The organism is Methanogenium organophilum, assembly GCF_026684035.1.
Taxonomy (GTDB): Archaea; Halobacteriota; Methanomicrobia; order Methanomicrobiales; family Methanomicrobiaceae; genus Methanogenium; species Methanogenium organophilum.
In genome coordinates this window covers 1,974,366-1,989,679 of the sequence record NZ_CP113361.1, presented here as the reverse complement: position 1 = coordinate 1,989,679, position 15,314 = coordinate 1,974,366, and the positions used below count along the sequence as shown (strand labels likewise).

13 protein-coding genes are annotated in these 15,314 nt (G+C 46.5%); 7 read left to right on the top strand and 6 right to left on the bottom strand.

Going from position 1 to position 15,314, the window contains the following annotated elements; translation table 11 throughout:
• Window positions 1-4: 4 nt before the first annotated feature.
• Both mutS and OU421_RS09740 read right to left on the bottom strand, forming a co-directional pair.
• Window positions 5-2,626, bottom strand: coding sequence for a DNA mismatch repair protein MutS (gene mutS, locus OU421_RS09745; protein ID WP_268185909.1), 2,622 nt, complete (start codon window positions 2,624-2,626; stop codon window positions 5-7).
• Between the two features lie 74 nt (window positions 2,627-2,700).
• Entirely contained in the window at window positions 2,701-3,204 is a 504-nt protein-coding gene (locus OU421_RS09740; protein WP_268185908.1) for a hypothetical protein, read from the bottom strand.
• Window positions 3,205-3,309: 105 nt separating this feature from the next.
• On the opposite strand from OU421_RS09740, the gene OU421_RS09735 reads away from it, so the two are divergent.
• The 7 genes from OU421_RS09735 to OU421_RS09705 are packed head-to-tail and all read left to right on the top strand — an operon-like array spanning window position 3,310 to window position 9,719.
• Complete coding sequence (locus OU421_RS09735) at window positions 3,310-3,576, top strand: hypothetical protein (RefSeq protein WP_268185907.1); 267 nt, start codon at window positions 3,310-3,312, stop codon at window positions 3,574-3,576.
• Window positions 3,573-5,327 (top strand): DUF4129 domain-containing protein, encoded by a 1,755-nt coding sequence (locus tag OU421_RS09730; RefSeq protein WP_268185906.1) that lies wholly within the window; start codon window positions 3,573-3,575, stop codon window positions 5,325-5,327. Before OU421_RS09735 ends, OU421_RS09730 begins: the two co-directional genes overlap by 4 nt.
• A gap of 20 nt (window positions 5,328-5,347) precedes the next feature.
• Window positions 5,348-6,202, top strand: coding sequence for a DUF4350 domain-containing protein (locus tag OU421_RS09725; RefSeq protein ID WP_268185905.1), 855 nt, complete (start codon window positions 5,348-5,350; stop codon window positions 6,200-6,202).
• 19 nt (window positions 6,203-6,221) lie between these two features.
• Window positions 6,222-7,196: an AAA family ATPase gene (locus OU421_RS09720; RefSeq protein WP_268185904.1), complete on the top strand. Its 975-nt coding sequence runs from the start codon at window positions 6,222-6,224 to the stop codon at window positions 7,194-7,196.
• Between the two features lie 54 nt (window positions 7,197-7,250).
• Window positions 7,251-8,480, top strand: a complete 1,230-nt coding sequence (locus tag OU421_RS09715; protein WP_268185903.1) for a DUF58 domain-containing protein — start codon at window positions 7,251-7,253, stop codon at window positions 8,478-8,480.
• Window positions 8,477-8,923, top strand: a complete 447-nt coding sequence (locus OU421_RS09710) for a hypothetical protein (protein WP_268185902.1) — start codon at window positions 8,477-8,479, stop codon at window positions 8,921-8,923. Before OU421_RS09715 ends, OU421_RS09710 begins: the two co-directional genes overlap by 4 nt.
• Window positions 8,916-9,719: a hypothetical protein gene (locus OU421_RS09705; protein WP_268185901.1), complete on the top strand. Its 804-nt coding sequence runs from the start codon at window positions 8,916-8,918 to the stop codon at window positions 9,717-9,719. The genes OU421_RS09710 and OU421_RS09705 overlap by 8 nt, the downstream gene beginning before the upstream one ends.
• On the opposite strand, the gene OU421_RS09700 is transcribed toward OU421_RS09705, so the two are convergent.
• The 4 genes from OU421_RS09700 to OU421_RS09685 all read right to left on the bottom strand — a co-directional run bounded on the left by OU421_RS09700 (window position 9,661) and on the right by OU421_RS09685 (window position 15,312).
• Window positions 9,661-10,647 (bottom strand): DUF1616 domain-containing protein, encoded by a 987-nt coding sequence (locus OU421_RS09700; RefSeq protein WP_268185900.1) that lies wholly within the window; start codon window positions 10,645-10,647, stop codon window positions 9,661-9,663. The two genes, OU421_RS09705 and OU421_RS09700, sit on opposite strands and share 59 nt — an antisense overlap.
• 43 nt (window positions 10,648-10,690) lie before the next feature.
• Window positions 10,691-10,951, bottom strand: coding sequence for a hypothetical protein (locus OU421_RS09695; protein WP_268185899.1), 261 nt, complete (start codon window positions 10,949-10,951; stop codon window positions 10,691-10,693).
• A gap of 185 nt (window positions 10,952-11,136) precedes the next feature.
• Window positions 11,137-14,508 carry a hypothetical protein gene (locus tag OU421_RS09690; RefSeq protein ID WP_268185898.1) on the bottom strand — a complete coding sequence of 1,124 codons (3,372 nt, stop codon included), beginning with the start codon at window positions 14,506-14,508 and terminating at the stop codon, window positions 11,137-11,139.
• Window positions 14,509-14,595: 87 nt separating this feature from the next.
• Entirely contained in the window at window positions 14,596-15,312 is a 717-nt protein-coding gene (locus tag OU421_RS09685) for a hypothetical protein (RefSeq protein WP_268185897.1), read from the bottom strand.
• Window positions 15,313-15,314: the final 2 nt, after the last annotated feature.

The following is a 15,314-nucleotide window of genomic DNA, read 5'->3' as shown; positions in this document are numbered from 1 at the left end:
CCCATTACACCTTCTTCTGGAGTTCATAGATCTTTGCAAGCGCATCACGCGGCGTCATGGAATCCGGATCCAGGTTTTTCAGTTCAATAAGAGCAGGACTCTCAGTAACACAACCACTTTCCGGGGCATCCAATAGCAGCATCTGGGTGTATCGCGGAGCACGTTTCCCTTCAGATGCCGGTGCACGGTTCCGTTCTTTTTCAAGCACTTCCCCTGCTCTTTGTAACACTTTTCCCGGAATGCCTGCAAGACGCGCCACATGAATGCCATAACTTCGGTCAGTTGCGCCCGGTATAAGCTTTCGTAGGAATACCACATCACTCCCTGTCTCTTTCACCGCAAAATGGCAATTTTTCACTCGTTTCAGATCTGTTTCAACCTCTACTATTTCGTGGAAATGGGTTGCAAAAAGAGTACGTGGCCCACGTTTTCCAGTCCCGTGCAGGAATTCAAGAACCGCCCGCGCAATTGAATAGCCATCCAGGGTTGATGTGCCCCGCCCGATTTCATCCAGAATGACAAGGCTCTTTTCGGTTACATTATTCAAAATATTCGCGAGTTCCACCATCTCAACCATAAATGTCGACTGCCCGCTTGCAAGGTCATCAAATGCACCTACACGGGTAAACACCCGGTCAACAATTCCAACGACAGCCCGTTGTGCCGGCACAAAACTTCCCATCTGCGCCATAATACAGATAAGAGCCACCTCACGCATGTAGGTGGACTTTCCGGCCATATTGGCTCCGGTGATGATGATTATTTGATCGCCGCCGGTATCCAGTTCTGCATCATTCGGGACGAATCCAACAGAAGAAAGAGTTTCTTCGACAACCGGATGACGACCGTCTGTGATCAAAAGGCGCCCGGACTCTTCAATTACCGGACGGGTATATCCGTTCTCTGCTGCAGCATCTGCAAGAGCAGAGAACAGATCAAGCAGAGCGATTGTCTGAGAGGTTGCCTGGAGAGAGGTGACAGCCTCACGCAGACGGATGATAACATCTGTGTAGAGTTCTTCTTCAAGGGCACTCTGGCGCTCTTCGGCATGCGCAATCTTCTGCTCCATCTCCTGAAGTTCCGGCAGGGTAAAGCGTTCACCGTTTGACATGGTCTGCTTTCTGAGATATTCCGGGGGAACAAGCGAGAGATTGGCCTTTGTCACTTCGATATAATACCCAAATACTTTGTTAAATCCAATCTTCAACGATTTTATACCGGTGCGTTCCCTCTCCTGCTGTTGGAAGGCAGCAATCCATTCTTTCCCGGTGCGGCCAATATTCCGGATCTCATCCAGTTCACTACTGAACCCCTGCCGGATCACCCCCCCCGTCCGTGCAAGCACAGGGGGGTCATCGACAATTGCAGTGCTGATGAGAGAGACCTGCTCACTGTGATCCCTGATTTGCGTTCGGATCTCAGTGAGCAGGGACGGGAGGGCAGTTTCATGAGATGATAACACCTCCCGGACTTCAGGTAACCGTTCCAATGAATCACGGAGGGTGAGGAGATCCCGTGGACCTGCATTCCCATATGCAATTCTGCCAGCGATACGTTCCGTATCCGCAAACCGGTGCAAAAGATCCCGTATCATCTCACGCCGGAGCGGCTCATTCAGACAATACTCAACAACATCCAGACGGTTGCCGATCTCCGCAGCATCTGTGAGGGGACTGGTAATAAACGTGCGGAGAAGACGGCCGCCCATGGGTGTCTTTGTCCTGTCAAGAACAGAAAGAAGAGTATGGTCCGCCCTGCCATCCCGGATATTGCGCGTCAGTTCAAGATTGCGCATTGTGATTGCATCAAGCAGCATACCCTGCTCAGGCATCCGTGTCTGCATCGAACTGATGTGGCTCAGGTCACATTTCTGTGTCTCTGTGGCATACCGCAGACAGGCACCGGCTGCAGCCACCGCTTCATCCATATCATCACAACCAAATCCCTGGAGAGTTGATACACTAAACTGATGGGTAAGGAGAGAAACTGCTCCGACGTGATCAAAGTATTCGGCACCACAGGGGGTAAGTGCAATACCCCGGCCTTCCAGAAGGGGCTGCAGCCGGGGAGAGAGAGAATGCGGCAGAAGGCATTCCCGCGGCCCGGCCCTGTCCACAGCGGAGAGAAGACCATTGCCCCCGTCATCTGCCCTGCAGGTGGTCACGAAGAATTCACCGGTGGTGATATCCAGAAACGCAAGCCCAAATCGGGTGTGTTTTCCATCCGGAACGAGTGCCATCAGATATGCCTGCCCCTCTGAAGGCACCATGGAAGAATCGATGACAGTGCCCGGCGTAATGACACGGACAACGTCACGCTTTACAACACCTTTCGCTTTCTTTGGATCTTCAACCTGTTCGCAGACAGCTACACGATAGCCTTTCTTCACCATACGGGCAACATATGCCTCTCCTGCATGAATCGGGACACCAGCAAGAGGCATACGTTCTCCATTTTTATCCTTGCCCCGTGAGGTCAGGGTAATATCAAGTTCCCGTGAGATAAGTTCGGCATCCTCCCCAAACGTCTCATAGAAGTCCCCCATCTGAAAAAATAGAACACAGCCGGGATACCGGGATTTCATCTCATAAAACTGCTTCATTGCAGGCGTGGGTCCTTTGCTCATCTCGACTCTGTATAGGAGTCTACGTCTGGTAATATGAGTCTTATCACGTGAACATATGAAAGAAAAAAAGAAGATTATGCTATGGATATGGTATGACTGATTTTTGGAATATCTATTGCATCATAGAAATTTTCAGCATATCCATCGGGGAAAGCGACTGTTGTCTCTGCAGGAGACAAATCAACTGCGATGAGGGGGGCAAACCAGTAGCCGGAAAGAATTTTTTCAGCACTGGCAAACGAGATTGCCGGGGTGGTGTATGTGACTCCATGCTCACCATCACTCAGATGTGCATATTCACTGACCATGAATGCGGCAGAATTATCCGTCACTTCCTGCACGGAAACCTCTTTGCCAAAATTACTCTCCAAAGCATTCTTCAGTTCATTCGCAGGATCTGCAATACGGAAAAAAACCGCAAACTTTTCTGCCCAGCCAAGACTATAGGAAAACGTGACTGTCGCATCCCCATTCTCCAGCACATTAATTGAAAGAGAATCAGCAGTAAACGCCGATGCGGGGGCTGCAATGACAGATATCAGGCACAAAACAGCAAGAAACCTTAGGGTTGAATTCATATAATCACCTGAATTTGAGTTTAGCTTGCGGAGTATTTATCTCTTTGTCGTACGAAAGAGAGAAAAGCCGATATTCATATAAATATCCAAATAAGAACTATATATATGCATATTACCACAAGGGCGTATTCTGTATGTGCTATCTTCCTTTGGATGATCATCATCCTTGCGTTTATGGCCCTCGCCCAAGTGGTAAATATCGAAATATTCTTTGTATTGTGGCTGATAGGAGTGCTTGTAATCATTGAACTGACTGACCCTCCGTTCATTGAACCAAGAATGATCAGGTCCGCAAAATATCTTGCAGCAGGGGGCGTAATCCTCTTTGGAATAATTGTTCTTCAAAAAATTATGGAGATTATCAGCTCATGAAAAGGTACATCGCCCCAACACTTTTTGTCGGGCTTGCCATCCTTTTTGCAGTCCTTCTTATACCATTCGCCGCGGAACCCGAAATATATTCCATAGATAATATCGAAGGGGCCGGTCACTTTAAAAATCCAATCGCCCTCAAACAGATATCACAGGAGAAAACCGCTGACCTCATGCCGCTGATGCAGGAGTTCATCGGCTCTTCCGGAACGATTGTTCTGAATGTCCGGTTAAACAATGTCGAAGATGCACAGGAAGATCTTGAAGAATACCGCAGGGCGGCAAAGCAGTTTGACAATATGGTCATCAATCTTGATATGAGCGAGTCTGAGATTGATGAATTCAGGAGAAAAAATGCAGAAAACCTTAAAAATCTTGAAGAGCTGGTCAATGATTCTGCCGCATTTGAGGAATTAAACCACCTCGAAATACAGTATCAGGATGAAAATAATCCTGGAAAAATGTATTCAATTGCCTATGAAGGCGAAGCACTTCGCAAGAAAATCGCTCGGGAATTTGCGGACTACCAGAATACCACTGCGGCATTGGCAGCGTCAGGTGAAGCAGTAGACATCGACTCTGAACAATCCGAATTTTCGGTTGAGGCCTTTGCTGAGTATATGGACGAAATTGAACAGATTCAGGAAGAACGTCTTCAGCGGGTATCAGAAATTCATATCGAATTTCAGGAAGAACTGACCCTTGAAATTGATCCTTCCTCCGGTATATATGGTGATACGATTAACGCAACGGGAATCTATTCACGAACAGGAGAGATTTCTTCCGGAAAACCTGTTACCCTATACATTGACAGCAGTGAATATACAGTATCATCCTGCAATCTCACCGGGGAATATAAAATCCCGATTACCATCAAAAAAATGTATGCCGGCACACATCTGGCCTATACACGAATTGATGATGTATTTTCACCGATTATCCCCTTCTCTGTTACCGGGACTGATGGTGTACTGACACTGAATGTATCCATGTCCGGGAACACATTGTCATCTTCAGGCAGGTTGACAACTGAAGCAAGGTCTGTTATCGGTGCACCGGTGACGATCTACATTAAAAGTTCGGATAACGAAAACAACGCAACCGTATATACAGACAGCGTTGGTGAATATTCCTATGAAACAGAGGTCGAAGCCGGGGAATATACAATAAGATCTGTTTTCTCAGATCCTGTTTATCCGGTGAATGATTGCAGAAGCAGCGATTCAATAGTATCTTTTGCCCAGAGCAATCTGTATCTCTATATCATACTGTTCGTGATCACTGCCACAGGTGCCGGTTACCTGATTGTTCGCCGCAGGAACAGTAGGGAAATATCAGAAGATCCATCTCCCAAAGAGACAACTATATTTGATCAAACAGAAGAATACATCCCGTCAGAACCACTGACCGACATATCAGAAGAGGATAAAGGAATCACTCCGGTAGAAGTGACTGCAGTTCAGGAATACCGCAGCAGGTATTTATCAGAGAGGACTGCGCTCACACCTGCGAAAGCAGCACAGATACTGGGAGACGGATTTACCGCTGCCATTCAGAAATATTCTGCACAAGAGTGCAGCCCGTCTGAAACGATGCGCGAATATGCTGCAAAACTGGATGATACGTGCAGGAAACAGGCAATTGAATTCGTAATACTGTATGAGGCAATAGTGTACGGTACAGACCCACAGGATGAGGATGAACTCCTTTCAGCATGGGATGAAGCCATCCAGTGCATGGGTGATGAATGAGACAAACTACAGGAAACATAATGGTAATCGCAGCCCTGGTGCTCGCAGGCGTTGTGATACTTAGTTATCTCTCCTCGACAGATGCTGAACTATCCCGCTATAACACCGGATGGAACGGAACCTCATCTTTCTATGATCAGCTTGAAAGATCCGGCAGCAATCCCATTACCTCCTATCCGGCTCTCCTTTCGACACCTCCAAATACGTTCATCATGGTTGAACCACACTCTGCACCCAAAGAAGAGGATAAAAACAGTATCCGGCATTTTGTTACAAACGGCGGAACGCTTATTGTAATTGCGAAAAAAGAATCAGCTAACACCATTCTGGAGGCGGCAGGAAGCTCGGTCAGAATTCATGAATCGAAATTGTCAAGCATGGATATGGAATATGATGATCCCCGCATGGTAATCGCCTATCAGGCACAGGAGCACAATCTGCTTGAAGATGTGAAGAGCATTGCCCTGAATCAGCCGTCAACCGTAACCGGCGGCGAAGCACTTCTTGAGACTTCATCCATCTCATGGATTGACACCAATAACAACGGGATAGCAGATGGCGCGGAAAAATTAGGAAAAGAAACCGTGATGGCCCGTGAGATCATAGACAATGGAGAAATCATTGTTCTTGCAGACAGTGGGATACTGATCAACAGTATGGATTTCACGGTCTCAGAACGAGATAATGCACAATTTCGGACAAACCTTGTTACCTCTAAACAACTATCCTATGACACAATTACATCGCAACCATTCGTGACAGAAGGTGCTCTTCAGGCAGTTACCGGAGCAAAAAGCACAACGGTTATTAAAATATTAGCCATACTGCTAATCACAGGCATTATCTGCGCCGCATATGCACGAAAAATACTCTAATAGCATACCAGGGTGACGAATGACAGAATTCAAAAATACTCGGTCAATTACACAAATATCACAGAACTATACCCGCATGCGGGAAGAAATTCGAAAGATGGTTGTCGGAAATGACGATCTCATTGAAATGATGATCATTGCCATTCTCTCAGAGGGACATATACTGATTGAAGGGGTACCAGGCACAGCTAAGACAACACTTGCAAAGACCTGCGCAATTCTTTCCGGATGCGATTTTAACCGGTTTCAGTGCTCTGTAGATAGTCAGCCGGCGGATGTCATCGGCATACAGTTCTGGAACCCTGACGACAGGAAATTTGAACTGAGAAAAGGACCGGTATTTACCAATATCTTTTTGATTGATGAAATAAACCGTATGTCTCCGAAAACACAGAGCGCATTCATCGAGGCACTCTCTGAAAAACAGGCGACAATCGATGGAACCGGATATGAACTCCCCAATCCATTCTGTGCTATTGCAACACAAAACCCCATGGAATTTGAAGGAACATTTCCCCTGATAGAAGCACAGAAAGACCGGTTTATGTTCTCAGTCTATGCAACACACCTCTCCGGAGAGGAGGAACTTGAAGTTGTCCGGCGCGAGCAGGACGGTACACTTAATTGGAAAAAGTTTGCAGAAACTCTTTCACCCCTCTTTTCCCAGGAAGGCATACTGAATGATATTCAATATGTCAAAACGATCCATGTCGGAGAAGAGATTCTTGCATATATCCGTGACATTGTCATGGCAACACGTGAACATGGCGATATTGCTCTGGGTTCAAGCACTCGTGGAACAATTGCACTTCTCCGGGGAAGCCGGGCAAAGGCAGCGCTGGAAAGTCGGAATTATGTGATTCCTGATGATGTAAAAAAGGTAGCCGAAAAAGCACTTCAGCACAGGATTATTCTCAGACGCGAGGCCGAGATCAGTGGAACAAACAGCATTGCTGTCATCCGGCAAATCCTTGATTCTGTCGAGGTGCCCTGAGACGTGCAGCCAACCCGTCTCTGCAGGGCGATACTGCTCATTGGTGGAGCATGTATGGTATCTGCATGGATCTTTGATGACCCGTCATTTTTCTTTACAGGAGGTGCTCTATGGCTCTTTCCCCTCCTGTCTCTGCATACCAGCATTTCTGCTGCCCGAAAGGCTGCACTAAGCATGACAGGAGAGAGAGATACCAAAGAGCGGTTTTCCCGTTCCGGTACGCGTATCAATATGACTACAACGCTCACCAGCCATATTCAGCCTGGTTATTTACTTGAAGTCGAAGATATCCTCCCGGATTCAGCAACAGACATCATCGGGAAAACAACCGGTACCATTCCGAATGGTGGTGGAACATGCACCCTGCAGTATTCCTTCCGGCTTCTCGCACATGGCACAATCCATCCCGGTGGTGTCACTCTCCGCTGTTCAAACAGCTTCTTTACTATCGAAGTACCCGTCCAGAAACCTTCCCTGCAGGACCCTGCACTTTTTGTTTTTCCGGAAAAAGGACAACAATATGAGAGTTCAGGGGGATACGGCGACCGGGAGACAATGCGCAGAACACCCATAAAAAGCGCTGGCGTCCGCTCATTTCGTGAATTCCGGCAGGGGGACAATATGAGAGACATAGACTGGAAAATGACAGCGAGGTACGGAACGAGATATGTGCGCGAACATACCGGAAGTGAAGGTGGAACCGCAGCACTCGTTATTGATCTCCCCATTGACACAGGAGCTGTTACAGAGCAGATGTTTTCCGGCATGCGAAAAGCGGTCATCCAAAGAGTTGCGGATATTTTAGACCGCCGGGATTCATCTATGATGATCGTCCTCTCAGGATATCAGATTGTGGCAGTCAGGGATATCGTTCCGGGTGCGGATGTACTTCATGAACTATCCGATACACTCACCCCAAAAAAACGCCAATTCTCACTATTTCGGGCATATTCCCCGATAATGCTTGCGGCAAGAATGCGAAAGGCGGGGGGGGAAATGCCACTCTCCCCAGCGGCACTGAGAGCAACCGAGACATTTGCCAAGTCAGCAGAGCGTCTCAAATTCGAAGAAACATTTTATCGTGTACTCTCATCATCCCATGATACAGAAATTCATTGTTATACAACAGGAATTGGCGATATGAGTCATATATGGTCTATGGCAACTTCTGCATATGCATTGCACCGCCCGGTGAGAATTTTTCTTCCTGAAGAGACATTCAGAGAAGATATTAGAAAAGAAGCAGAATTCTTCAATGTACGTTCTTTTGAGGTGATTCAATGATATCCGGTCGATGGGAAACAGGATGTATCAGTGCTGCAATCCTTATTGCCATTGGTTCTCTTGCATTTGGAGGGATCTGGCAGATCGTCATTCCCACCAGCGCGGTGTTGGCTGCAATAGCAACTGTTTGGAAACACGAGGGTAGTGACCTGTACATTCTCGCAGTCGGCCAGGTGCTGGTTTATGGAGCGTCCTACGGATCATTTTTTGCAGCAGTTATATGCGAGGTCAGCCTCTTTGCAGCAATTGCCGGGAATACCCACATTAAATTGCTCATTGGAACATTCATTACTTTCACTATCCTTGGTATTGTTGCCGAGGTGATGTATCATACCGGATGGTGGATTGCAGGGCTGGTAACTCTCTGCACCATTCTTTTCATCTCTGGATATACGAGAAAAGAGGCATTATCACGGTCATTGAGGGGAATTTCAGATGAATAACATTATTTCCAAAGAATATCAGGCACCAATACTCCTGATTGTAATTGCAATATTTCTTATCTTTCCGGTATATTTTACCGGAAGAACAGATCTACCGGCAGCAACCCTCGTTGTTACATCATGTGCCTGCTTTTTTGGTGCAGTATTTCTAATGGTAACCCGCCCTGAGGAGGGAATTCCGGCAGATGTAGCATCATTCTTTTCAACGGGTATGATGATTAGCTATGCCCAGGTTGCAGCCGAACTGGGAGCGTCAGGCCCTGCACACTTCATTCCCGATGGAAACCAGGTACGCCAGTTCAATCCTGCGGGAAATTTCCGGAGAATCCCAAAACGGGATCTCACCGCAATAGTCCCTGAACCGGAAAGCGGAGGAATCTTTTCAGTACCTGCCGGTATGCCGGTAATGGAACAGCTACGCAGTTCAGGAAAACTCCGGATACCTCATGATATGCCGGATATCTGCACTGCGATTTCAGAAGCAGAACGTGATTTAATACACGCTGCAGAGGATGTAGAAGTGACAGGGGAAGGGGAGAGCATTGTCGTCAGATTCAGAGAATTCAGATTCATACCTGCGTGTGAAGAGATACGGTCCGAATCCCAGAGAATCTGTGAGATTGCTCCCTGCACCCCCTGCAGTCTTGCCGGGTGCATTCTTGCTTCGGGGACAGGGGCAGTGTGGAACATTGAGGGAATCGCCCCCTCACCGGAAAAAAATGAGATGCTGATTACCTTCACCCGTATGAAGGACGAACATCGACCCAGAGATGAAGATCCTGGTATGAGGCATTGATCCGTTCCGCACCTGACACAGAATCATCAGGCACCGCATCCATGAAGAGAAGGAACTGGATTCTGTTTGTCCCGCCATCGGTTACCGTAAAGTTGTAGGGAATCTCAGTAGTCTCATTGTGAGCCACTGAGACAGGGAACCTGTCTAAAAGATCCATTGAATATATTTCAGAACGGTTTTCTTCGGCAATCCATTCCTGATTCATTTCCCAGACCTCGATCATATAATCCACAGGTTTGTATTCATGGTTTCCCACACCAATGATCACCGGCTGTGCGGTGCCCACAGAAAACCGGTCCGGATAATCCGCTGCCATCCCCTCTTCTCCCAGAATATAGAATTCAGTGAAATGCTCACCCTCCTTGGGCACAACGATTACATAGATGGTAGTAACAACTGCCGCCACAATGGCGATAATGAGAATATATGAGAGTGCACGGTCAAGTGAACTCTGATCTTCAGAGAAGAGTTCTGATTTTGCTTCTGTATACCAATCCCATATGGGCATCGAAAACCGCTCTTCCGGGGCTAGCAGTGCACGCCGGTAGTGAGCAGCGAGCACCATCAGGACAGTGAAGATGACAAGTGAAATGACAATCGGGTCCAGCCGTATTCCCCAGGGAGTATAATTTAGTGCAAGTCCAATCAGCGGCACTAGAGCTATTGATAATCCAAATGAGAGCGCAATTCGTTCAAGGGTGTCGATCTCCTCATTTCCGGGAAAGAGTGCTGCAATGAGTGCATATCCCGGAATAAAAAGCACAACCGGAAGTGCAAATACAATTCTCAGGGGACTTTCATTCAGATAGGGGACATATACTGTCAGAACAGCTATTCCCAGCCATACCAATATTCCCACAAGATCGCGAAACCAGATTCCTGTTCCAAAGGCCCTGTAAAGGTCTTCTGTTGTCGGTGATTTTGTCATAATATCGTAAAGAAATCAAATTTCAGAGGCACACCATGTATATTCATGCTATTTCAGAATCTGCGGCATGCAGATCTATGGGTATTTGCATCTGTGATTCACCGATTTCAGGAGCTCCCGGAACAGATGACAATATGGTTGGGAGAAGCATCAGGATTGCTGTTTTCATCACAGATTGGAAAAAAGGCATATTTTCTGTGAAGGGACATACTGGAGAAATATCAGATACCCCTATATGTATTGGTGTAAGTACCAGTGTTTGAATGCCACAATTCACATCTGACCCGGCATGTGTTTGAATCATCTAAAATAATTACTCAATAAAAACATAAAAATATATAGTTTTATAAATTTTTTTAAACCGTCCACCGGCAACAATTAGTTCATTACGCTTCTGATTTTTATGACTACCATGAAATGATTGCATTCAGGTAGATGCATCCTGGTTATCTAATACAGTGTATTTCAAAAAAAAAAGGAGATTTAGATTTACTCTTTCTTCTGCTGTGTGAAGTAGTATCCACCACCGATGACAGCAATAAGAACAATCACAACAACTACCCATACCCATGGGAATCCGCCGGTCTCAGTACCTTCGCCGCCGGTTTCAGTAGGCACAGGGGTTTCACCCGGCACATCGGTCGGGGTCGGTGTCTGTTCTGTTCCGGCAGGGGTTAAGGATTCAATACTCTGCGTGAAGACTGCAAATGTACTGAAGTGGCTAATCTTGCCGGTAACCGTATGAGTGGCCTGATTGACACTGGTCTGAATATTCTCCCATTCACCAGTACCATCGTTAAACCACTTGATTGTGAATGTTTCGCCATCTTTCAGTGCGTTCCACTCTTCTTCGGTGAGCTGGAAGGTCAGTTCAATTGCCGGGCTAAAGGTTGCACCTGATGGTCCAAGAGTTACTGCGTGGCCTGCAAATGAGAATACTGATGAGCCGGATGGTGGAACGTCATCTGTAGGCTGAATGGTAATATCCACAACAGGCTGACCGTTGGCCTTGAGAGCCTGCACTCCCTGAGCAATGTAGAGGAATGAGAGACCGTCAGCTGCATTGATTAATACCGGGCCCCGAACAATTCCACTTGAATCTGTCTGGAGATATCCGGTTGTGTTGAATTCCTGAACTGGTGTCGTAGTTACAATGGAACCACCGGATCCACCGCCACCGCCGCCACCGCCGCCGGGGTAGAGGGTAACAAAAGTAGCGTCAGGAGTAACTGCTGTGTTGCCGAATTCATCAACCGAGATTATGCGGTAATGGTATTGGGTGACAGGAGACAGACCACTGATCAACAGATTGTGTGTAAGCACATAGCTTGCATCAGATACATTATTTCCGTACGCAACGGTAGTACCGTACTCCACAGTACTGTTTGCTGCAAGATTAGTCGTCCACTGAATACCTGCATTGTAAATGTACGGTGTCGCAACAATCTCGCTTATATTGAGTGCAGAGCCGATAGTCACGTCGTGTACACCAAATGCTTGTGCGGTACCACTGTTACTGAGACCTGCAAGCACTACCTTGTAATTTCCTGCTTCAAGACCGGTCACATCAAAGGTCAGGGAGTTACCATTCTTAACAGCTGCATACTTTCCTGCACCAGGGGTGATGTAGATGTTATGCCAGAGCTGTTCTGTGGCTGCTCCGCCCACGGAAAGGTCTACGGTGACCATATCCAGGTTTAGGTTTGCGAAATCAACGGTTGCTGTTGCATTATACACAGTGTCACGATAGAGAGCGACGCCGAAGTATTTACAGTCGGAACCGAAGCTGGCATCAAAGGTTCCATCCAAAGCAACAGTGTTGGTAGAGAGCGTACCCTCGTCTGCTGTCTCAAGGATAACAACCGGCATTACCGCAATTCCACCGATACGGTCGCCGTCGAAGGCAATTGCTGCAACTGCGTAATCCCCGACAGGCGGGTTCGTGCTGGCATCAAATCCAACAGAATCAACACTCATCCGGAACCCGGAGGAAAGATCAACCTGATTTGCAGAGTTCTTCAGCGTCGCTGTGATATCACCGGATACTGTCAGTGGTGCCCCAACAATATTATCCTGAGTAAATGAACCGTCTTCGTTAACGGTAATCTGTGTCCATCCATCATCAATGAAGATATAGGCAGTTTGCTTTACTAATTGCGTATAGTCGATATTGCTTGTTGATTCACTATCAATGAGTTCATTGAGGTATGACTCGTTTGCCTCAACCATCACGACACTTGCACGTGTGATTGAAGGCGCGGTTATCTCGAAATCGATGATCTCTGTAGGGTTATATACCCAAAGTTCCTGGTATGTGTCTGTGCCTGCATATGTTGCATTCGCACGGTTGTCAACGGTTACAAAGGTGTCACTCGTTACCTGACCGACATCCCTTACCTGCCGTGTGATTGTACCAATCTCAGGTGCAAAAACACTGCGTCCATTGTAGAGTTCAATCATACTGGTTGCTGTCAGGTCAAGGTCAACTGCGGATGTAAACTCTGTGTTGAGTCCACCAATTGTACCAATCTTTGTTGAGTTCACCCATACAACATAGTTGTTATACAGATGGAAATCATGGGCTGCATAGTTTCCTGCATTGTCATATGCACGGAATGAGAGATCACGGTTTCCTGCGGGGAAATTCTGTGTAGCACTGCTGTCCGCATTGGTATCCGACCACAGAACCTCGGATGTTACAGTGTCAACGATCTCGACATTCTTGAATCCGCTGATACCCGGAGAGCTTACTGCCCAGTCAAAGGTCAGAACCTCATTTGCTTCGATATATCCATCCCCATCAGAATCGGTGATCGTTACGTCAAGTGTCGGAGCGGATGTGTCAAGGGTATATGTCCAGTTGAGGTAGCGCTCTTCTGATGCAATTGTGTCAGTACCGGTGACATTAACCCAGTATATACCATCGCCAAGAACCGGAATGGCACCACGTGCATAATCGCCATCAATGGCAACAACAAGATTAGTTGTTGTGCTGCCATCGCCGAGAGTCATTGCCACCGTGCTGGTGTCAATCTGTGACATGAAAACTGAGGCTTCAGTTGGGGCGATGTTGATGTAACTTCCATCTGCAGGTGAAGGGTTTGAGAAACCAACGTCTACAACATTAATCGTTTTGGTCTGTGCTGTTGCGACATTTCCTGCTGCATCCACTGCATTAACAGCAATTACAACCCCATTCTCAAAGACGGGCCATGATACATCAGCTGTGTACGTGTATGCACCGTTGCCAAGGTCTGTCAGAATTAGCGGAATAGAGGGACTTGTATACGTCGCATTCGCGATTGTTGCAGTTGCTGTACCCATCCCACCGACTTCGGTAATAGGACCAGTAATCTGGAAATTTTCACCAACACTGACTGGTGTTGTAATGGGTCCAATTACCGGGGCGACAACATCCCTTGTGGTGAAGGTGCCGTTTGCAATGATAATCGAATTTTTCAGATCAGTTGGAGGGAGGGAAACATCTTTGGCATTGGTAACCACAATCCCCAGATCCATGCTACTTCCATCGTTTTTATTAGAGGTGAAAGTCACATTGAAAAGATCAGTTTCTCCATTGGCTAAACCATCGGTATCCGTAATGGTAAAGGCCATCCCATTTTCCAGTACATCAGGTATAGGCCCAACACCGATAGCAATCTTTTTAGCACTGACTGCCGTCGCGATTGTCTCATCATAATATACTGTATAGGTTAATGTCCCGACTTTTGGGTCGAAATCATTTGTTAACGTATACGTCACTACGCCACTCTCACCCAATGCCACATCGGTGACATCAGATGCGGATAGCGTACCCGCTCCAGCTGCAGTCGCCCCTGTTACACATAATAACAGGATCATTAAAACAGCTATTAACCTTTTTTGCTGGTTCATCATCTCTCATACCTTCTTTGTCAAGCCAATTCTAATAGAATTATCTAACATGAATCATTTTTTGTTTTTTAATATATATACGCTTCCAATTGCAATTAGAACAACAATGATATTAAACGGTGATTGTGTTGGTGGAACTGTATTCTCATTCGCATCCGGAACTACCGAAATATCATTATCTCCAGAGGTTGCCTGTGTCGGAGATGCCGGAGTATTGATAATAGTATCAACAGGAGTTTCGGTTTCTTTCACGGTAGCTTCCGGTGTTTTTGCTGTTGTTGTAACTTGTTGTTCTAAAGGAGTTTCTTCGTAATCAGAAACAGAAATGTCATGAATAGTCTCTTCACCACCGGATGCCGGAGCGGGCACAACCCCAACAAATTCTGCATTTGTGAAAGAAATCGGGTCTCCTTTCACATTAACAAGTTCCCTTACGAATACTTCAATATCTCCGGAACCTGTTATGCTTACAGAAGCAACCGGAATATCACCAGTCAGACCTTCACTAGAGATCCCTGCAATAAAAGTCTCATATTTATTATTTTGGATATTTGATGCGACCATAAACCCTGATTCGCCCTCCACAGACTGTATGCTTACATTCTCACTATAGGTCAGAACCACACTAAAAGCCCCAAGACCAATGCTGTCATTTACTCCGTTTACGAGAAGTGAATCATTATCAAGTACTACATCTGCTGCTCCAACTGTTGTTACAAGACAAAATAGAATCGTGAACACTGAAAACATCCATAAAAAAAAATTATCCATTG